A 20,525-nucleotide genomic window follows, 5' to 3' on the forward strand; every position below is an offset into this window, starting at 1 on the left:
CAATCGTTCCTTTCAATGGAACATCAAACATAACAGAAATGAGGGGTTTCGCTCGATGGCGACATCATATGCGCAAGATGGAGATGCAGCAGGGACATTCCTTGGCCATCCCAAAGGTCTTTTCGTTCTATTCTTTGCTGAAATGTGGGAGCGGTTTTCCTATTATGGAATGCGCGCACTGCTGATTTTTTATCTGACAAAGCATTGGCTGTTTTCGGATGAAAAATCAGGCGTCATTTATGGCGCGTACACGGCTTTGGTATATATCACGCCAGTGCTTGGCGGCTATTTGGCGGACCGATGGCTCGGACAACGAAAAGCGGTGACATATGGCGCTGTATTGTTGACCTTTGGGCATCTGCTCATGGGCTTTGAAGGTACGGGCGGACAAGATACTGCCTCGTTGAACATCTTCTGGCTCGCGTTGGCGTTCATTATCGTGGGATCTGGCTTCTTGAAGGCCAATATTTCCGTGATTGTTGGGCAGCTATACCCACGCACCGACGTCCGTCGTGACGGTGCGTATACGATTTTCTACATGGGCATTAATTTGGGCGCGGCGCTGGGTGCATTGCTCTGCGGTTATCTTGGTGAGACCTATGGCTGGTCATACGGTTTTGGTGCTGCCGGCATCGGTATGTTGCTTGGCCTCATTGTATTTGTCGTATTCAAGCCTTTGTTGCTTGGACGCGGCGAACCCGCTGATCCCGCAGCTTTGAATAAGCCTGTGATGGGTCTTAAGCTGGAGTGGCTTTTGTATTTGGTCGGCTTGGTCGCCGTTGCCGCTTGCTGGTGGCTGGTGCAAAATCAGGCCGTCGTTGGTTCATTGCTTGGCATCGCCGGTGCCACTCTGGTTGCGTATGTTTTGTGGACTGCTGTTCGCAAGCTTGAACCACATGACCGTGACCGCATTTTTGCGGCGATGTTCCTGATCATTGGTTCGATCCTGTTCTGGGCTTTGTTTGAACAAGCTGGATCGTCGCTCAATCTGTTTACGGACCGCCATGTGGATCGTGCTGGCGTTCCCGCATCAGTGTTTCAATCGTTGAACGCCATTTACATCGTTCTTCTTGCGCCGCTGTTTGCGTGGCTTTGGACGGCGCTTGGCCGCAAGGGTCTCGAACCTTCTGCACCGGCAAAGTTCGGTTTGGGTATTGTACAACTCGGAATTGGTTTCCTCGTTCTGGTCGCAGGTTCTGCAGCTGCGGGCGCGGACAGCATGGTTCCTGTGTTGTTCATTTTCCTCATCTACCTGTTCCACACGACCGGCGAATTGTGCCTGTCACCTGTGGGTCTAAGCGCTATGAACCGCCTCGCGCCTGCACATCTTGCGTCGTTGATCATGGGCACATGGTTCTTTGCATCAGCAACAGGTAACTTCGCAGCGGGCCTTATCGCCTCTGCAACGGGTTCCGAAGCGGCATCGGGTGAAGGTGCTGGCCGCGAAGTCGTTATGGCCGTGTATAGCCAAATCGGCTGGATCGCGATTGGCGTAGGTGTTGCGGTTGTCGTAATCTCGCCGCTTATCAAGAAACTGATGCACCTCGACACCTTGCGTGATGACGGAAATCTTGAAGGTTAGGCAGAAGCAGGCGAAGCTGCTGCCGCTGGCATTCGCCCCACAAACTGGAGTTAAGTGATGGCAAAGTTTAATGCATTGCGCAGCGCATATCTTGTGCTGCCGCTGGCTCTTATGGCCTGTTCAAACGCGGAAGGCCCAAAGACGGTTTCTGCGGCACCTGTTGCAAAGCCGGTGGAAAAGGCACCTGTGCCGTTCCCGTCGACATATAAGGCATATCCCGGCGTCGCTACCGCCATCCGTAATGTAACCATTTACGATGGCGAAGGTGGCAAAATCGAAAATGGCGTGGTGTTCATTTCGGGCGGCAAGATTAGCAGCGTCGGCGGGCCGGACACTGCCATACCTTCGGGTACGGCGGTTGTGGACGGTGCAGGCAAGTTTGTGACGCCAGGCATCATCGATATCCATTCACATCTCGGCGATTATCCTACGCCATCTGTGGAAGCCCATAGCGACGGGAACGAAGCGACATCGCCGATTACGCCCGAAGTTTGGGCGGAGCACAGCGTGTGGCCGCAGGATCCAGGTTTTAGCCGCGCGCTCGCCAATGGCGGTGTCACTGCGCTGCAGATTCTGCCCGGATCGGCCAACCTTATGGGAGGGCGCTCTGTGGTGTTGAAAAATGTGTATGCGCGCACGGTGCAGGGCATGAAGTTCCCGGGCGCGCCGTACGGTATGAAAATGGCCTGCGGCGAAAATCCGAAGCGCGTGTATGGCAGCAAGGGCCGCATGCCCTCCACCCGCATGGGGAACATTGCCGTCAACCGTCAGACATGGATTAAGGCGCAGGATTACAAGAAAAGGCGCGACAGCGGTAAGGAATATACCCGCGATCTTGGGCTTGAAACGCTTGCGGGTGTTTTAGATGGCGACATCTCGATCCAGAACCATTGCTATCGCGCCGACGAAATGGCGCTCGTTCTCGATATGGCGAAGGAATTTGGCTACAAGGTCTCCACTTTCCATCATGCTGTCGAAAGCTACAAAATCGCTGATTTATTACGTGACAATGGCGTGTGTTCGGCCGTTTGGGCGGACTGGTGGGGTTTCAAGATGGAAGCCTATGACGCAATCCCCGAAAATGCTGCGATATTGCACAACACCGGCGCGTGCGTGGTCATTCACTCCGATGATGAAAACCAGATCCAGCGTCTGAACCAAGAAGCGGCAAAGGCGCAGGCCGACGGTCGCAGAATGGGCATCAATATCAGCGATGCGGAAGTCATCAAATGGCTGACCTACAATCCAGCAAAGGCGCTTGGCATTTCGGATAAAACCGGCAGTTTGAAGCCCGGTAAAATGGCCGATCTGGTGCTGTGGAATGGCAATCCGCTGAGCGTGTACGCGCGTCCAGACAAGGTCTGGATCGACGGCGCGTTGATGTTTGATGCGAGTAACCCGAAATTACGTCCGGTCAGTGACTTTGAGCTTGGCCAACCCGGTGAAGGAGATGTGAAATGAGGCATTTCCTCTATGCTGCCGCCGCGCTTGCGGCTTTTGCGACACCCGTTTCGGCTGAAACCATAGCCATTACCGGCGGCCGCGTTGTGATCGGCGATGGCACCGCACCAATTGAAGGCGGTACAGTCGTTGTGCGTGACGGCGTTGTCGTTGCTGCTGGTGCAGGCGTTTCGGTCCCGTCGGGCGCACGTCGCATCGACGCGTCGGGCAAATGGGTAACGCCGGGCGTTTTCGCTGGCTTCACCCGCCTTGGTCTTGCTGAAGTGGATGCCGTTAACGGCACGAACGACAAAAGCGGCGGTCGCAGCGGTTTTTCCGCAGCCATTGACGTTGCCCCTGCGATTGATCCGTTTCGGTCGCCATTTGCGGTTAACCGCTCCGCCGGCGTAACGCGCGCAGTCGTTGCACCTGAAGGTGCTGCTTCTATTTTTGCAGGGCAGGGCGCCATTGCGGATCTGGGTGCGGACAGTAATCCCGTTACCAAGGCACGTGCATTTCAGTTTGCCGAATTCGGTGAAGATGGTGCGGATGCCGCTGGCGGAAGCCGCGCTGGAACGCATTTGCATTTCCGCGCGATGTTGCGTGAAGCGCAGGATTACGCCGCAGGCCGTGGTACCTTTGACGATGATTTGCTAAAAGCAGAAGACGCCAAGGCGTTGCTATCCGTGCTCCGCGGCGAAACGCGTCTTTTGATCCATGTCGAAGGCGCAAATGATATGCTTCGGCTCATGGAGTTGAAACGCGACTTCCCATCGATCAAAATGGTATTTGTTGGCGTCAGCGAAGGATGGCGGGTTGCACCGCAACTGGCGCAAGCCCGTATACCCGTTATCGCGTCGGCGTTGAACGACTTGCCAGCAACGTTTGAAATGCTGGGTGCAACGCAGAGCAATATCGGTCGCATGAAAGATGCCGGTGTGCAGGTTGCCATTGGCATGATCAACGACCGCGATTCGCACCAACTGCGTTACACGACGCAGTATGCAGGCAACATCGTTAGCCTTGAGCGCGTACCCGGTGCGACTGGCCTGACATGGGATGAGGCATTTGCTGCGATTAGCTCGGTTCCTGCCGATATCATGGGTGTTGGTGACCGTTTGGGTAGCCTAAAGGCAGGCAAAGCCGCTGACGTCGTTGTTTGGGATGGCGATCCGCTTGAGCTGTCCTCTGCGCCGACCACAGTGATCATCGACGGCGTCGAACAGCCGCTGGATAACCGGCAAAATCGACTGCGTGACCGCTATGCAAGGCCAACAGAAGGTGATTTGCCAAAGGCATATGATCGTTGAGGCAATGATCTACTATTGAGGAAACACATCCGGCGGCGGGAGCACAGGTTATGAGCGATTATTTGTTATTGGCTGCTGCTTGCATATTGTTTGTCGGTAGCCATTTTCTCATGTCGCATCCTTGGCGCGCGGATATGGTCAGGAGATTCGGTGCAAACGGGTTTCTGGGGCTTTATTCGCTCGTCTCGTTCGCAACATTTGGCTGGATGCTTTTTGAATTTGGGCGAGTAGCAAAAGGTGATGCGCTGTGGCCAGCCAGCGACGGCGTGTGGATCGTTGCAAGCGTGCTGACTTTAGTCGCCGCGATCCTGTTTTCCGGATCCTTCGTTCGCAATCCGTCATTGCCGGGTGTGCCCGACTCTATGGCTGGGCAAATACCCTCTGGCGTGTTCAAGGCAACCCGGCACCCGATGATGTGGGGCTTTGCACTGTGGGGTGTGGCGCATATTTTGGTCGCGGCGCGGATCGACAATTTCATTTTTGCCGGAAGCTTGGTTTTCCTCGCACTGGTGGGCTCCAAGGCGCAGGAAATCAAGAAACGCAATCTCATGGGCGCAGAATGGGACGGGTGGCTGCGCAGGACGCATTTCGCCGTCCATCCCGTTGCCTTGTTTCAGGTCGGGATCGGTCCGTGGATTGCGGGCATAATCCTCTGGGCCGCCGCAACGTGGGCGCACCCATATTGGAATGTCGCTGGCGCTGGCCTGTTCCGGTGGTTCAGCTTTTAAAGCCGAACCATCCGCATACCACGTTCGCCATAACGCGGACCGGCAGTCCCGCCACGCGGAGCTGCTAAATCGAGTTTAGCAAGGTCGTCCGCATCCAGCGTAACGTCAACGGCCCGTGCACTGTCCTCCATTGTCACACGGCGCTTAAAGCCTGGGATCGGAACAATATCGGTGCCTTGCGCCAATATCCAGGCCAACGCGATTTGCGCGTGTGATGCACTGTGTTTCACAGCAATCTGGCCAACGACATCAACAATAGAAAGGTTTGCGGCGAAGTTATCACCCTGAAACCGTGGATCCTGGTGTCGCCAATCATTTTCAGGCAGTTCCGAAAGGCTACGGAACGAACCTGTCAGGAAGCCGCGACCCAATGGCGAATAAGGCACAAAGCCTATGCCAAGTTCGCGACAGGTTGGTAGGATTTCGTCTTCGATATCGCGCTCCCACAGCGAATACTCGCTTTGCAGCGCAGAGATTGGCGCAACTGCCGCTGCACGGCGGAGCGTTTCTGGTCCTGCTTCGGACAGCCCGATATGCTTGATTTTGCCTTCGGTGATCAGATCCGCCATTGCACCGACGGTCTCCTCGATCGGCACAGCAGGGTCGACGCGGTGCTGGTAATAAAGATCAAGGCAGTCGATGCCCAACCGCTTCAACGTGCCTTCGACAGCTGATTTTGCGTTGGCTGGCGAGCCATCCACGCCGACGATATTTCCGCCATCAAATTTGAAACCGAATTTGCTGGCGATAACCAACCCGTCGCGTTTGCCTTTGATAGCTTCGCCAACCAGTTCTTCATTCTGGAAAGGCCCATAAATTTGGGCCGTGTCGAAAAAGGTGATGCCCATGTCGATCGCGCGATGGATCGTTTTGATTGCCTCATCGGGATCCGCATCTTGACCATAAGTGATGTTGCCGCCTTTGATCATCGGCATACAACCGACGCCAATGGCGGAGACTTTCAGGCCGGGGCCAAGTTCACGATATTGCATGGGCGTTTTCCTTTTCGGGGGCTTCAATGGCGGTAGCGAGCGCGACGTCCATTTGCACATTGCCGGTTGTCCGGAAAATATCGGGCAGCGTTTCAACCGCGATTAACAAGGCGAGTGGTTCCACGGGAATGCCAAGCGCAATGCATATTGGCGCGATTGAGGTCACAAAGCTGACCGTTCCGGGAAGGCTTACCGCGCCCATCGAGGTCAGTGCGGCGATGAAAATTGCGGCACCATAATCGAACGCGTCAAGCTTTATGCCAAACCAGTTGGCAACATAAAGCGCGACGGCAAGGTTCATTGCAGGGCCCGTGGCTCGCAACAATGCCACCGCCATCGGGAGGACCAGTCCTGCCGTGGACTCACGAACGCCCAACGCCTCTGACTTCTTCAACATTAACGGAAGGCTGGCCAAGGATGATTGCGTCGATACGGCAAAGGCTTGGACGGGGGCAATCTGACGGGCAAAATCGCGGAAACGAACTTTGCCGGCAAAAACTGCAATTGGATAAGCAAAAGCGCCGACGATGATACCGACGATGGATACCGTGACGATATAATGCGCAACCGCGCCCAACGCGGCCAATCCAGATCGCGCGCCAACGACAAATGCCAAAGCAAACACACCGATGGGCGCGAGCTTTAGCACCCATTCGATAACGAGGATCATGGCGTCGGCAAGCGCGCTGAAAAATCCAGCCATGTGCGCCCGTGGCTCTTGCGTAAGGCGCGTGACGGCAAAGGCAAAGACGAGCGTGAAAATCAGAAGCGGCAAGATGGAGTCACTTGCGGCGGCCGAAATTGGATTGGTTGGCACCAACGCAACGACGAAATCACGCAAACTGGGTTGTTCGGCGACCGCTGGCGCCGTCGTCAGCGCCGAGCGTAGAGCGGCCGCGCTTTCTTGCGGCATGGGCCAAAGCGATAGCACCAATGGGGTCAACAGTGCGCCCAACGCAGCAGACGTGAACATCATCACGACTATCCAGCTGATGGTGCGCGCTGCCATCGGCCCGGCCCGCGCGGCTTCCGCGCTTTTGACTATTCCAGTGATAACCAATGCGACCACCAACGGAACAACAGTCATGCGCAGGCCGTTGAGCCATAATGTTCCAACAATATCGAGGATCAAATCCAGTTTTTCGCCAGCGGCAGGGAACTGCGCGGTCACGAAAATGCCGAGGGCAAGGCCAATGATAAGGGCGATAAGAATACGTGTAGCGTTTGACATAGGATCGGGTCTTGCCAGCCCATTGCTCCCTATGCAAGGGAGAGGCTTGGTAGCGTGGAAATTCACAACGTGAACCGCAGAACGGCAGGAAGCAAAATGGCGCGCAAATATTTCGGGACGGACGGTATCAGAGGTCGCACCAATACGGGCGCTATGACACCGGAAATGGCGATGAAGGTCGGTCAGGCTGCAGGCACGCACTTCCTGCGCGGTGGGCATAAGCACCGGGTCGTCATCGGGAAAGATACGCGCCTGTCCGGCTATATGATTGAAAACGCACTCGTGGCTGGGTTTACCAGCGTGGGTATGGATGTGGTCCAGTTCGGCCCGATTCCGACCCCCGCTGTTGCGCTTCTGACGCGGTCCATGCGCGCCGACCTTGGCGTGATGATCTCTGCCAGCCACAACCCCTATGAAGACAATGGCATCAAACTGTTCGGTCCCGACGGATATAAATTATCCGATGCGGACGAACTGGCAATTGAGACATTGCTGGGCGAGAGACTGACGCTTGCTGATGCCCCCGATATTGGCCGCGCGCGCCGTATCGAAGACAGCCGCGGGCGGTATATCCATGCGGTGAAGGCGTCGGTGCCGGAGCATATCCGTTTTGATGGACTACATGTCGTGCTCGATTGCGCAAATGGCGCGGCGTATCAGGTTGCACCTACCGCAATCTGGGAGCTGGGTGCCAAGGTCACCTCCATCGGGGTTGAGCCGAATGGCAAGAACATCAACGACAAGGTTGGGTCAACGCATGTTGCCACGCTTCAGGAAACCGTCGTTGCTTCGGGCGCGGATATTGGGATTGCGCTTGACGGTGATGCCGACCGATTGATCGTTGTCGATGAACATGGCCAAGTGGTCGACGGTGACCAGATCATGGCGCTGCTTGGCTGCGCGATGCGCCGCGCAGGCAAACTTACGGGCGATGGTATCGTTGCGACCGTGATGTCGAACCTTGGGCTCGAGCGCTATTTGGAGAGCCAGCATTTAAAACTCATCCGTGCAAAGGTGGGTGACCGTTATGTCCTCGAAGAAATGCGCAAGCACGGCATCAACGTTGGTGGCGAACAATCGGGGCATATGATCCTTTTGGATCATGCGACAACTGGCGACGGCACGATTGCCGCGCTTCAAGTATTGGCGCAGCTGGTTGAAAGCGGGAAGCCCGCCAGTGAAGTGCTGCATCTGTTCGATCCGGTGCCGCAGCTTTTGAAGAATGTGCGCTTTTCGGGCGGCAAGCCGTTGGAGGATGCGCGCGTTCAGAGCGTTATCGCCGATGCTGAAGCCGAATTGGCTGGCACAGGCAGGCTGGTCATCCGCCCGTCGGGCACAGAACCCGTCATCCGCGTAATGGCGGAGGGAGACGACGCGGCACAAGTCGAGCGCATCGTTGACGGCATCTGCGACGCTGTGAGGGCAGCTGCGGCCTGATGTCTCAAAACACACCCGCGCGCATACTGATCATCGCTGGGTCCGACAGCGGCGGTGGCGCTGGTATTCAGGCGGATATTAAGACGGTAACCATGCTCGGTGGGCATGCGATGACTGCGATTACCGCCATCACCGCGCAGAACACGCTGGGCGTCGATGCGGTGCATATGGTGCCAACGCAGATGGTCATTGACCAGATCGCGGCCGTCGTGAGCGATATTGGCGTGGATGCCGTAAAAATCGGGATGATTGGCAATGCGGCCACGGCACATGCGGTTGCGGACAGTCTTTCGGAGCTGTCATGTCCGATCATATTCGACCCAGTCATGGTGGCGACCAGCGGCGCTGTGCTGGCGGATGCCGATACCATCGCTGCATTTGAACGGCTTATGCGGCTTGCGACGCTGACGACGCCCAATCTGCCCGAGCTGCAGGCGCTTGGCGGAGAGGAAAGCTTGCTGGGGCGGCGCATATCGTTGCTCATCAAAGGCGGGCATGCGGACGGCGACCAGATTGTGGATGAACTGCACGTCGCGCCGAGCTTAAGCGAAAGCTGGAGTGACGCGCGGATTGAAACACGCAGTACCCACGGAACGGGCTGCACCTTGGCCACGGCGATTGCGACGGGGTTGGGGCAGGGCATGGAGCTTATCCCCGCCATTGAACGTGCGCGCGTGTTCGTGCGTTTGGCGCTACTCGACGCGCCCGGCCTTGGCCAAGGTCACGGGCCCATGGGGCACCAAGCCGTGCGCGAAGATGCGATGGTCGCTGGACCCTCGCTCAATCACGTCACCGTTGGTTGCCGCAATTATGCGGCCTCTGTCGATTTTTACAAAGCGCTTGGCCTTCAACAGATCGTCGACAGCCCCGACAACGGTTATGCGCGGTTTGAAATGCCCAATGGTGTTACCTTTTCGATCCACCAACATGATGACTGCGCAACATCGACTGTGGTGTATTTTGAAAGCAAGCGGTTGGATGCGTGGGTGACCGAACTCACCAGCCAAGGATATGTTTTCGAACAAATGCCGCAGGACGAAAACTGGGGCTGGCGCGAGGCGCGGTTGCTTGATCCCGCCGGGAATATGGTGTGCCTGTACCATGCGGGCGAGAACCGGCGATATCCCGCCTGGCGCATATGATTTTCGGTGTTGATGAGGCAGGGCGCGGGCCACTTGCGGGGCCAGTGGTGGCTGCCGCAGTATTATTGTGCAAACCGCGTCCGTCTGGATTGGATGACAGCAAGAAACTCAGCGCCGCGCGCCGTGCCGAGCTGGAAGAAACGATAAAGCGCCGGTGCCAGTGGGCGGTAGGCATTGTGGATGTTGATGACATCGACCGGTTGAACATATTCGGCGCGACGATGTTGGCGATGACACGCGCGGTTGAGGGCTTGTGTGCTAAAATTGGGAGCGACCCAACCGAAGTGCTTGTCGATGGCAATATGACGCCGGCGGGACGTCGGTCCGAGTGGCGTTGGAATGCGCGGGCCATTGTGGGCGGTGATGCCCTTGAGCCATGCATTTCGGCGGCGTCCATCATCGCGAAAGAACATCGCGATCGGGTGATGTGCGAAGCGGCGCAGCAGCATCAACATTATGGTTGGGAACGGAACAAGGGGTACGGAACGCCGGATCATTTGGCCGCTTTGCGTTTGCATGGACCAACGCCGCTGCACCGCAAAAGCTTCGCGCCCGTGTCACAAATGCTTTTGCTGTGAGTTTTTTTGGTCAGTGAGTCATTCGGGCAACACCACTACCGGTTGAGTCCCGCTGGAATCGCGAGACTCCATATCTTGTGCCTGACTCCTTTCGTTCCACCTAAATGGCCCCAGATCGTGCGACTCGCGATGAATCCATATGTTATGAACGTCCTTGACCTTGCCCCCGCGCTGACTCATCGCAGTTTCATTCAGTTTTGAGGAGTGAGCCGTGGGCGTCATCGAGAAAATCAGGCCAGCAGTAAAGTCGAAGCCGGTTGAGGTCCATGACCTGCCGCGGAACCAGATTTTGCGGATGGACTGCATCGAAGCTATGCGTTCGTTGCCCGATTGCTCCATCGACATGGTCTTCGCTGACCCGCCCTATAATCTCCAGCTCGGCGGGGATTTGCTGCGTCCGGACAACAGCAAGGTCGATGCCGTAAATGATGAGTGGGACAAGTTTGCCAGCTTTGCCATTTACGACAAGTTCACCCGCGAATGGCTTGCTGAAGCGCGCCGCATTTTGAAACCAGATGGTTCATTGTGGGTGATCGGCAGCTATCACAATATTTTCCGCGTCGGCACTGCTGTGCAAGACGCAGGCTATTGGATTTTGAACGATATCGTCTGGCGCAAGTCCAACCCGATGCCGAATTTCAAAGGCACGCGTTTCACCAATGCCCATGAAACATTGATCTGGGCATCGAAAAGCGAGAAGTCGAAATACACATTCAACTATCGTGCAATGAAGACTTTAAACGATGAACTTCAGATGCGTTCTGACTGGTTGATCCCCATTTGCGGCGGACAAGAACGGTTGAAGCGCAATGGTACCAAGGCGCACCCAACGCAAAAGCCAGAGGCACTGCTGTACCGCATCTTGCTCGCCTGCACGAAACCGGGTGACGTCGTGCTTGATCCGTTTTTCGGCACAGGCACAACTGGCGCGGTTGCGCGCCGTTTGGGTCGTGACTGGATTGGTTGCGAACGCGAATCTGTTTATTGCGAAGTCGCTGAAGAGCGTATCGCCGCCGCACTGCCATTGGACGAAAGCGCTATCAAAACCATGCAGTCGCCAAAGTCTGCACCAAAGGTCGCCTTTGGCCAATTGGTTGAGGCTGGTTATCTGAACCCCGGTACGAAAATCTTTGACCGGAAGCGTAATTTTGAGGCGGTTGTTCGCGCCGACGGGTCTATCCTGTGCGGGGCCGTTGATGGCTCCATCCACAAGGTTGGTTCGACCATCCAAAATGCACCAAGCTGCAATGGATGGACATACTGGCATTATGCCGCAGCTGACGGCGCGTTGAAGCCGATTGACGACCTGCGCCAAACCTATTTGCTCGCCACGGAACCATGAGCAAAATCTATCTTCGTCCCACCGGCTTTGTTGAGAGCCCGCAGCGGCACGAAGGGGAATGCTTGCGGCTTGCGGGCCATATGCTGTGGTTCTCGCAATTTGAAGTTATCCAACGGACCGCATCATCAACGCATCGGCAGATGGTATCCGTCCGCCAATGGGACCAATTTGCGGACGCACTTCCTGATGAAGAGCGGCAAAAGGCGGCCATATTATTCGAGCGCATCACCGCGGCCCGGCCAGCACTGCACATGGGCGCGCGGACCATCAGGCTGGATCAGCCGCACGTGATGGGAATCATTAATGCCACGCCTGATAGCTTCTCAGACGGTGGGAAGAATGTTGACGTAGAAGTAGCCGCCGATGCTGCCTTCGCGATGTCGAGCGCGGGGGCTTCGATCATCGACATTGGGGGTGAATCCACGCGCCCCGGTGCGCCACTGGTGTGGGAAGGCGATGAACTCGCCCGCGTGGAGCCGCTCATCCATCGATTGTCGGGGGCAGGGACTGCGGTTTCTATCGATACGCGTAAAGCCTCGGTCATGGAGGGCGCTGTCCGCGCTGGCGCGGCGATGATTAACGACATTTCTGCATTGCTCTATGACGATCGGGCGCTTGAAGTAGCGCGCGCCAGCGATGTTCCCGTCGTTCTGATGCACGCGCCTAGCCAGAGCAGTGACCCGCATAAAAACGGGGTCTATGACGATGTTGTTTGCGATGTATTTGATTGGTTGGAACAACGCATCGCTGCAGTTGAAGCATCGGGCATAACGCGCGACAAAATACTTGTCGATCCGGGCATTGGCTTTGGCAAGTCGCTGACCGAAAATCTCGCGATCATTAACAATCTGTCTGTCTACCATGGGCTAGGCAGCGCGTTACTGTTCGGGGCGAGCAGGAAACGGCTGATCGGCGCGCTGTCCAATGAAGCAGATGCGCAACACCGTTTGGGTGGGTCCATTTTTCTGGCGATGAAGGCGGTTGAACAAGGCGCGCATATCATTCGCGTGCATGATGCCGCCGAAACCGTGCAAGCCGTGCAGGTATGGCGCGGCATGCGCGATGCGGCGTTAACCGCGAGCGCCTAAGCTACCGTGATTTAGCGGTCTTGCTCAAGGTATCACCGTCGCGCAAAAAAGGACCGAATTTAGGGAGAAACTGAGATGCTCTTGAAATATATAGTTGGTTACGTCGCCACCGGGCTTGCGTTCGCGATGATCGACAGCATTTGGTTGCGCAACATGTATACGCGGCTTTACCAGCCAGAGATTGGTGAGCTGCTGATGAAGGGCGGGTTCCGCATGGGGCCGGCCATCATATTCTATATATTATATATATTGGGCATGATGATCTTTGCCGTGGGACCTGCGCTGCATTCGGGCAAATGGCAGACGGCTTTGCTGTGGGGCGCGATGCTCGGCTTCTTTTGCTATATGACCTATGATCTGACCAACTTTTCCACGTTGAAAGTGTGGAGCACCAAAGTCACCATACTCGATATCATCTGGGGCACGTTTTTGACGGGTTCGGCTTCGCTTGCTGGATTTTGGATTACGCAGGCGTTGCTCGGCAAAAGCACCTAAGCCGCGTCGCTGATTCCAAGGTCGGCGAGCTTACGGTACAGGGTCGAGCGTCCAATGCCGAGGCGGCGGGCGACTTCGGTCATTCTGCCACGATAATGGCCTATGGCCAGCCGGATAACGTCCGCTTCGATTTCCTCGAGCGGACGCATATTCCCGTCGTTTTCGTACAGCGTCACGCCGATGCCGTCATTGGTGCCAGCGCCGCCAGATCCACCATTGCCCGGAACGCCAACGGCCGCCGATATTTGGGGAAATTCTTCGGGTGTAAGCGCGTCGCGTACGCACAGGACCGCGGCGCGGAATAGCGCGCTTTGCAGCTGCCGGACATTGCCCGGCCAGTGATATCCGCGCAGCATGGTCAATGCCTCATCGGTGATGCCAAGGCTGCGAAGCCCGGGCTGGCTTGCCATGCGACCGAGGAAATGACGGGCGAGTGCCGGTGTGTCGGATGTCCGTTCGCGCAGAGGCGGAATGGTGAGCTGCACCACATTCAATCGATAATAAAGGTCTTCGCGAAATTGGCCGTCGGCCAATTTGTTCGCCAATGACGCGTTACTGGCGGACAAAATGCGGACATCAATGCGATAGCTATGTGTGGCACCCAGTGGGGAAATTTCTCCTTGGGTAAGAAGGCGAACCAGCCTGATTTGCGTTTCGGGGGGCAGCAAATCCACCTCATCCAGAAACACTGTCCCGCCTTCAGCTTGCTGAAATATACCGATGCGCCGGTCAAAGGCGCCCGCGAACGCGTCTTTTTCATGCCCGAACAATAGGGAATCGAGCAGGGTGGATGAAATCGCGCCGCAATTGACCTTGAGATAGGGAAGCTTCGCGCGCGGGCTTGCTGCTTGGATGGCGTCGGCCATGACCTCTTTGCCCACGCCATGCTCGCCTTCGATAAAGATCGGCGCACGGCTCCGCGCGGCCTTTGCGGCAATGGCAAGCGCTGTGCGAAATGCTGGCGCGGAACCGATGATTTCTTCGAACGCCAATGGTTGGGTGATTTTCTCGGTGAGCGGGTGGAGTTCGCCCAATTCTTTGCTTTTGTCCGCAGCCATGCTGAGCGCGGCAATCAGGCGTTCGGGGGCGACAGGCTTGATGATATAGTCAGAGGCTCCCGCCCGCATGGCGTCGATGGCGGCTTCGTTCGAGCCGATGGATGTCATCAAAAGGATCGGGAGTGCAGGGCGACGCGATTTTAGTTCCGAAATAAGCGATGCAGAATCCGCTCCCGGGACCCATTGATCGAGGATGATGGCGTCCAGCATCATGCCATCTTGCGTGCCGAGCATCGCGATCGCGGTTTCTGCATCACGTCCAAAAACCGTCCTCCATCCCGCCCGTGATGCGATCGCCGACACGAGCCTGCACTGGGCGGGTTCATCGTCGACAAGCATCAACAATCTGGTTTCTCGTTCCTGCATTCACTGTCCGCCAATGTTCATGGACGGCCATGGTACGACAAATGGGTAAAGACCCGATTAAGCAACCGATGTATTTTCTTTGTCCATGCCGCTTGAGCATTGGAAAATCACAAGTTAAGGCTGCAACGTAATAAAAGTTTATATGGAGGCTGTTTTGGCACAAGATCACGATTTGGGACCTGCAAAAGAAACCTATGCCGGTTTCATCGCATTGTTCAAATGGGGCACTGTCGCCGCCGTTGTTGTTACCGCTTTGGTGGTCCTCATCATCGCTAGCCGCGCGGCTTAAGTGGTAAAGATCGCTGTACTGAAAGAGACTGCTCCGGGCGAAACGCGGGTTTCTGCATCGCCCGAAACGGTGAAAAAATTCATCGCATTGGGGGCATCGGTTTCGGTCGAGAATGACGCCGGGGCCACGGCCTCTATCGGTAACAGCGACTATGAAAGCGCAGGCGCTTCGGTTGGAAGCCTGTCTTCGGTTCTGAAGGACGCTGACATCATCCTTGGCGTTCAGGGGCCTGACCCCAAGGCATTGGTTGGCATGAAGGCGGGTGCTTGGCTGGTTGCGGGACTTGATCCATTTGGTCAGCGGTCCCGCGTTGATGCCTATGCCAAGGCTGGCGTGGACGCGCTCGCCATGGAATTCATGCCGCGCATCACGCGCGCGCAGTCGATGGACATATTGTCGTCGCAGTCGAACCTGTCGGGTTACAAGGCTGTGATCGAAGCCGCGTCTGTATATGGCCGTGCCTTTCCAATGATGATGACCGCTGCTGGCACGGTAAGTGCAGCCAAGGCGTTCATCATGGGGGTTGGTGTTGCTGGGCTTCAGGCCATTGCAACAGCGCGCCGTTTGGGTGCGCAGGTTTCGGCAACCGACGTTCGTTCCGCGACGAAAGAACAGATCGAATCGCTCGGTGCCAAGGCAATCTTCGTTGAGAATGTCGCCGGTATCGAAGGTGAGGGCGCTGGTGGCTATGCGACCGAAATGTCCGACGAGTATAAGGCGGCGCAAGCTGAACTCGTGTCCGCACATATCGCCAAGCAAGATATCGTCATCACGACCGCTTTAATTCCCGGTCGTCCAGCACCGCGGCTTATTTCGGATGCTCAGATTGCGACGATGAAGCCGGGTTCGGTGATATTCGATCTCGCGGTTGCCCAAGGTGGCAATGTCGAAGGTTCAAAGCCCGACGAGATCGTCGTTAAGCACGGCGTCAAAATTGTCGGCTATTCCAACACACCGGCGCATTTGGCGGCGGATACGTCCGCACTGTTTTCGCGCAATTTGTACAACTTCCTATCCGCGTTTTGGGACAAGGAAGCGGGCAGACCAGTACTGCCTGATGACGACGAAATTGCCGCAGCCATTCGCCTGACCAAAGATGGCAAGGTCGTGAATGATCGCCTGTTGGCGTAAGGGGGCACCATGGACTTTATTTCAATTTTATCCATCTTCGTGATGGCGTGTTTCGTGGGCTATTATGTCGTTTGGTCGGTTACACCGGCACTGCACACGCCCTTGATGGCGGTTACGAACGCAATTTCTTCGGTTATCATTGTGGGCGCGCTAATCGCGTCGGCAGCGGGTGGTTCGCCGACCGCAAAATGGCTGGGTCTGATTGCGGTTGCGCTGGCAAGCGTGAACATCTTCGGTGGCTTTGCGGTTACCGCGCGCATGCTCGCAATGTACAAGAAAAAGGAGCGTTAAGTTGGAACATGCTGCTCCTCCCGCATGGGTGATGCTCGCGTATTTGATATCGGGCGTCTTTTTCATTCTCGCTTTGCGCGGGCTTTCTTCACCAGCGACATCACAGCAGGGCAACCGTTTCGGAATGGCGGGAATGCTGATTGCCGTTGTGACGACTTTAGTCACGCATGAAGTCGCGTCATTGCCCGAAATTTTGGGCGCGATCTTTATCGGTGGCGGCATCGGTTGGGTGACGGCGCGCAAAATTGCGATGACGGATATGCCGCAACTGGTTGCCGCGTTTCACAGCCTTGTCGGTATGGCCGCAGTGCTTGTTGCCGCTGCCGCGTTTTTGAACCCTGAAGCTTTTGGCATCAATGGCGCGGACGGCTTGATTAACCCCGTCAGCCGCGTTGAAATGGGCCTTGGCATCGCGATCGGTGCGATAACCTTCTCCGGATCGGTAATCGCGTTCCTTAAGCTCGCTGGCAAAATGTCTGGTGCGCCAATCATGTTGCCTATGCGGCATGTGATCAATCTGGGTACGCTTGCGGCGATCTTGGGTCTCATCGGCTACTTCACGGTTGATCAAAGCCCGTGGATATTCTGGACGATTACAGCACTCGCGTTCGTGATCGGCTTCTTGCTTATCATTCCAATCGGCGGCGCGGACATGCCTGTCGTGGTGTCAATGCTGAACAGCTATTCGGGCTGGGCAGCAGCGGCCATGGGCTTCACGCTGCACAATACAGCAATGATCATCACCGGCGCGCTGGTGGGCTCGTCTGGCGCGATTTTGTCGTACATCATGTGTAAGGCCATGAACCGCAGCTTCATTAGCGTTATCGCTGGCGGCTTTGGTGCGGAAGCAGCCGCAACCGGTGGCCCTGCGAAAGAACAGCGTCCATGGAAGCGTGGTTCGGCGGAAGACGCTGCCTATATGATGCAGCAGGCCGAAAGCGTTATCATCGTACCAGGTTACGGCATGGCGGTTGCACAGGCGCAGCATATCCTTCGCGAAATGGCCGATGTGCTGAAGAAACAGGGCGTTTCGGTGAAATATGCCATTCACCCGGTTGCTGGACGCATGCCCGGGCATATGAACGTGCTGCTGGCCGAAGCGCAGGTGCCTTATGATGAGGTATTCGAGCTTGAGGACATCAACAGCGAATTTGCGCAAACCGATGTCGCGTTTATCATCGGTGCGAATGACGTTGTGAACCCGGCGGCGAAAACCGACAAAACATCGCCCATTTACGGCATGCCGGTTTTTGATGTCGACAAGGCAAAGACCGTGTTCTTCGTAAAGCGCTCAATGGGCGGCGTGGGCTATGCCGGCGTCGACAATGATGTGTTCTACATGGACCAAACGATGATGCTTCTCGCGGATGCCAAGAAGATGTGCGAAGATATCGTGAAGGCCTTGCAGCACTAGGTCACTTCACGCTATCTATGAACAAAGGCCGCCCTGAGCAATCTTGGGGCGGTTTTCGTTTCACGTCAGGGGCAACGAATATGCGTAAAACTGGCGTTGATCGGAAATTGGGCAGCCACGCCTAATCTCGCTTGCATTTATCTTTCTCTAAGGCATGTTGCGCCGATGAGGATAAGAGAGCTGCTATTCGTTGGCGCTGCATTTTGCGCGCTCGTTCAACCTGCTTCGGCAAAGACTATTGCCGTCTCGCCCGGTGAAGGCGCGCAAGAGCGTTTGCAAGAGGCGCTGATTGCCGCGGAGCCGGGGGACGTTGTTGAGCTTGCCGCGGGGCGTTTCAAGCTGTCTGACGGGCTCTCGCTTGACGTCAACAAGGTGACGGTAAAAGGGCAGGGCGGTTCAGTAACTATCCTTGATTTCTCCGGTCAGCAGGGCGCAGGCGAGGGATTGTTGGTAACTTCCGATGACGTTGTGCTGAGAGACTTTGCGGTGGAGAACAGCAAGGGCGATGGCATCAAGTCAAAGGGTGCGGACCGCATCGTCTATCACAAATTGCGCGTTGAATGGACGGGCGGACCATTGGCCACCAATGGCGCTTACGGGATCTATCCTGTCGAAAGCAAAGATGTCCTGATTGACTCGGTATTTGTGCGCGGTGCGTCGGATGCGGGCATTTATGTCGGGCAGTCGCGCAATATCGTGGTGCGCCATTCAACGGCCGTTGAAAATGTCGCGGGCATTGAAATCGAAAACAGCTTCGACGCGGATGTTCATGATAATATCGCGACCCGCAATACGGGCGGCGTTTTGGTGTTCGACCTACCCAATTTGCCGCAAATGGGCGGACATAATGTCCGGATATTCGGCAATATCATCGTCAACAACATGACCCCAAATTTTGCGCCGAAGGGGAATATCGTGGCCAACGTTCCGACCGGAACGGGAGTCATGGTTATGGCCAACCGCAGGGTCGAAATCTTTGACAATGTCATTGGTGAAAACGGCACGACCAACGTCATGATCGTTGGCTATCGCTTTCCCTTTCAAGATCCAAAATATGACCCGTTACCGCGCGAGGTAAGTATCTGGGACAACCAGCATAGCCGGGCAGGGTGGGACCCCAAATTTCGCGGCGGAGCCGAAATTGCAGCCGCCATGGGCGGAAGCTTCCCTGCGATATTCTGGGATGGCGCTGGTGGATCCGAATATACACCGGTCATTCAGGACGATGTCCCCGCGCTATCGCTTGGGCTGAAAGACATTGCCGCCGACACCGCAATGGCGCAACCGGCGCCATTGGCCCGTGCAACATCGCGGCCTGCCGGATTGCCAGCGATTGTGCTACCTGAAGCAATGGAAGCTGCCATCCGCTAATGCGCTTGGTCTTGCCGTTTGTGTTGGCTTTTGCAGCGGCCGTGGCAACGTCGGCTGCGTCGGATGATCCGGCAGCTATTACCATTGCTGGTCCGCAAAGTCCGGCGACTTTATCAGCCTTTGGATTTTTCGACGGCGGCGCAGCACGGCCATCGCCCCGCCTGATACCTTATGAACTGCGCACCCCGCTGTTCAGCGATTATGCCGCAAAACAACGTTTCATCTATGTGCCCGAGGGCACCCAAATTGGCGCGGATGCAGACGGAAAACTAATCTTCCCGGTTGGTAGCGCACTTATCAAAAGCTTTGGGTATCCGGCAAAGTCTGGTGGCGTGAATGTCATTGAAACCCGGGTCTTGTTGCATCAGGCGCAGGGCTGGGTTGCCTTGCCCTATGTGTGGCGCGCGGATGGCAAAGATGCGGATTTGCGTGTTGGCGGCACAAGGGTGCCCGTCAAATTTGCCCATTCGGGTAACGACCTGTCGGTAAATTACAGCGTGCCGAACAAGAACCAGTGCAAGCAATGCCACTCGGCAGCAGGAAATATCATGCCGATAGGGCCAGTATGGCAAAATATGGCGTTTTCACGGCCGGCCGACGCACGCGCTATCGTCAAGGCAGCGCCTTTGCTCGCGCGGCTTCAGCCATATCCGAAATGGGATGACAGCCGCGCGGGGTCATTGGACGATAGGGCGCGACAATATATGAAGGTGAATTGCGGCCACTGTCATGCACCCCAAGGCTCCGCAAGCAATAGCGGCTTGTTTCTGGATGGAACGGCCAAAGGTACGGCGGCATTAGGCATCGGCAAAAGGCCGGTCGCGGCGGGCAGGGCAAGCGGCGATCTTGATTTCATCATCGCACCCGGTCAGCCCGACCAGTCCATTTTGATAAAGCGCATGGAAAGCACCGATCCGGGCATCGCGATGCCAGAGCTTGGCCGCTCAACGGTACATGAAGAAGGCGTCGAATTGTTGCGGCAATGGATAGCCGCAATGCCGTCCAATACTCACTGACGCATTAAACGCTTTAACTGATACTGGTTGCCATCCCAACCTTCAAACACCGCGCCGATGCCGGGGTGGCTGACCGGGCCTTGCTCGCGGTCTGACAGCAAATTTTGCTGGCTGACATAAGCGATATAGCTGCTTTCGGCATTTTCAGCGAACAGGTGATAAAATGGCTGATTTTTGATCGGCCGAATGGGCTCGGGTATCGATTCATACCATTCGTCGCTGTT

The 20,525-nt window shown here is 56.1% G+C and carries 20 protein-coding genes; 16 read left to right on the top strand and 4 right to left on the bottom strand.

Going from position 1 to position 20,525, the window contains the following annotated elements; genetic code table 11:
- The first annotated feature begins 55 nt into the window (after window positions 1-55).
- From ACILQA_RS03380 to ACILQA_RS03395, 4 genes are read left to right on the top strand one after another with little or no spacing between them, the layout of a single operon-like run.
- Entirely contained in the window at window positions 56-1,582 is a 1,527-nt protein-coding gene (locus ACILQA_RS03380) for a peptide MFS transporter (RefSeq protein WP_395628416.1), read from the top strand.
- Between the two features lie 57 nt (window positions 1,583-1,639).
- Window positions 1,640-3,043 (top strand): amidohydrolase, encoded by a 1,404-nt coding sequence (locus tag ACILQA_RS03385; RefSeq protein WP_395628417.1) that lies wholly within the window; start codon window positions 1,640-1,642, stop codon window positions 3,041-3,043.
- Window positions 3,040-4,332, top strand: coding sequence for an amidohydrolase family protein (locus ACILQA_RS03390; protein ID WP_395628418.1), 1,293 nt, complete (start codon window positions 3,040-3,042; stop codon window positions 4,330-4,332). The genes ACILQA_RS03385 and ACILQA_RS03390 overlap by 4 nt, the downstream gene beginning before the upstream one ends.
- A gap of 50 nt (window positions 4,333-4,382) precedes the next feature.
- Complete coding sequence (locus ACILQA_RS03395; protein ID WP_395628419.1) at window positions 4,383-5,060, top strand: NnrU family protein; 678 nt, start codon at window positions 4,383-4,385, stop codon at window positions 5,058-5,060.
- On the opposite strand, the gene ACILQA_RS03400 is transcribed toward ACILQA_RS03395, so the two are convergent.
- On the bottom strand, window positions 5,057-6,052 hold the full coding sequence (locus ACILQA_RS03400; RefSeq protein ID WP_395628420.1) for an aldo/keto reductase: 996 nt from the start codon (window positions 6,050-6,052) through the stop codon (window positions 5,057-5,059). The genes ACILQA_RS03395 and ACILQA_RS03400 overlap by 4 nt on opposite strands.
- A complete protein-coding gene (locus tag ACILQA_RS03405) occupies window positions 6,039-7,283 on the bottom strand; it encodes a dicarboxylate/amino acid:cation symporter (RefSeq protein WP_395628421.1) in 1,245 nt (414 codons plus the stop codon). The genes ACILQA_RS03400 and ACILQA_RS03405 overlap by 14 nt, the downstream gene beginning before the upstream one ends.
- 96 nt (window positions 7,284-7,379) lie before the next feature.
- On the opposite strand from ACILQA_RS03405, the gene glmM reads away from it, so the two are divergent.
- The 6 genes from glmM (at window position 7,380) to ACILQA_RS03435 (ending at window position 13,365) form a co-directional block, all read left to right on the top strand.
- On the top strand, window positions 7,380-8,720 hold the full coding sequence (glmM, locus tag ACILQA_RS03410) for a phosphoglucosamine mutase (RefSeq protein WP_395628422.1): 1,341 nt from the start codon (window positions 7,380-7,382) through the stop codon (window positions 8,718-8,720).
- On the top strand, window positions 8,720-9,862 hold the full coding sequence (gene thiD / locus ACILQA_RS03415; protein ID WP_395628423.1) for a bifunctional hydroxymethylpyrimidine kinase/phosphomethylpyrimidine kinase: 1,143 nt from the start codon (window positions 8,720-8,722) through the stop codon (window positions 9,860-9,862). The genes glmM and thiD overlap by 1 nt, the downstream gene beginning before the upstream one ends.
- Complete coding sequence (locus tag ACILQA_RS03420; protein ID WP_395628424.1) at window positions 9,859-10,440, top strand: ribonuclease HII; 582 nt, start codon at window positions 9,859-9,861, stop codon at window positions 10,438-10,440. The genes thiD and ACILQA_RS03420 overlap by 4 nt, the downstream gene beginning before the upstream one ends.
- A 211-nt stretch (window positions 10,441-10,651) precedes the next feature.
- On the top strand, window positions 10,652-11,782 hold the full coding sequence (locus ACILQA_RS03425) for a DNA methyltransferase (protein ID WP_333569431.1): 1,131 nt from the start codon (window positions 10,652-10,654) through the stop codon (window positions 11,780-11,782).
- Window positions 11,779-12,870 (top strand): dihydropteroate synthase, encoded by a 1,092-nt coding sequence (gene folP / locus ACILQA_RS03430; RefSeq protein WP_395628425.1) that lies wholly within the window; start codon window positions 11,779-11,781, stop codon window positions 12,868-12,870. The genes ACILQA_RS03425 and folP overlap by 4 nt, the downstream gene beginning before the upstream one ends.
- A gap of 75 nt (window positions 12,871-12,945) precedes the next feature.
- A complete protein-coding gene (locus ACILQA_RS03435) occupies window positions 12,946-13,365 on the top strand; it encodes a DUF2177 family protein (RefSeq protein ID WP_324477188.1) in 420 nt (139 codons plus the stop codon).
- On the opposite strand, the gene ACILQA_RS03440 is transcribed toward ACILQA_RS03435, so the two are convergent.
- Window positions 13,362-14,789, bottom strand: a complete 1,428-nt coding sequence (locus ACILQA_RS03440) for a sigma-54-dependent transcriptional regulator (RefSeq protein ID WP_395628426.1) — start codon at window positions 14,787-14,789, stop codon at window positions 13,362-13,364. The genes ACILQA_RS03435 and ACILQA_RS03440 overlap by 4 nt on opposite strands.
- 154 nt (window positions 14,790-14,943) lie before the next feature.
- Here ACILQA_RS03440 and ACILQA_RS03445 point away from each other — a divergent pair, with 154 nt between their 5' ends.
- The 6 genes from ACILQA_RS03445 (at window position 14,944) to ACILQA_RS03470 (ending at window position 20,301) form a co-directional block, all read left to right on the top strand.
- On the top strand, window positions 14,944-15,078 hold the full coding sequence (locus ACILQA_RS03445; RefSeq protein WP_395628427.1) for an aa3-type cytochrome c oxidase subunit IV: 135 nt from the start codon (window positions 14,944-14,946) through the stop codon (window positions 15,076-15,078).
- A complete protein-coding gene (locus tag ACILQA_RS03450) occupies window positions 15,079-16,209 on the top strand; it encodes an NAD(P) transhydrogenase subunit alpha (RefSeq protein WP_395628428.1) in 1,131 nt (376 codons plus the stop codon).
- A 9-nt stretch (window positions 16,210-16,218) separates the two neighbouring features.
- Complete coding sequence (locus ACILQA_RS03455; protein WP_183940531.1) at window positions 16,219-16,500, top strand: NAD(P) transhydrogenase subunit alpha; 282 nt, start codon at window positions 16,219-16,221, stop codon at window positions 16,498-16,500.
- Between the two features lie 31 nt (window positions 16,501-16,531).
- Window positions 16,532-17,914 carry an NAD(P)(+) transhydrogenase (Re/Si-specific) subunit beta gene (locus ACILQA_RS03460; protein WP_395628432.1) on the top strand — a complete coding sequence of 461 codons (1,383 nt, stop codon included), beginning with the start codon at window positions 16,532-16,534 and terminating at the stop codon, window positions 17,912-17,914.
- Window positions 17,915-18,079: 165 nt separating this feature from the next.
- Window positions 18,080-19,285, top strand: coding sequence for a parallel beta-helix domain-containing protein (locus ACILQA_RS03465; RefSeq protein ID WP_395628429.1), 1,206 nt, complete (start codon window positions 18,080-18,082; stop codon window positions 19,283-19,285).
- Window positions 19,285-20,301: an SO2930 family diheme c-type cytochrome gene (locus ACILQA_RS03470; protein WP_395628430.1), complete on the top strand. Its 1,017-nt coding sequence runs from the start codon at window positions 19,285-19,287 to the stop codon at window positions 20,299-20,301. Before ACILQA_RS03465 ends, ACILQA_RS03470 begins: the two co-directional genes overlap by 1 nt.
- Here ACILQA_RS03470 and hspQ read toward each other — a convergent pair.
- A partial coding sequence (gene hspQ, locus ACILQA_RS03475) for a heat shock protein HspQ (protein ID WP_395628431.1) occupies window positions 20,295-20,525 on the bottom strand: 231 nt, incomplete at its 5' end. The two genes, ACILQA_RS03470 and hspQ, sit on opposite strands and share 7 nt — an antisense overlap.

The organism is Sphingorhabdus sp. (assembly GCF_044239005.1).
GTDB lineage: Bacteria > Pseudomonadota > Alphaproteobacteria > Sphingomonadales > Sphingomonadaceae > Sphingorhabdus_B.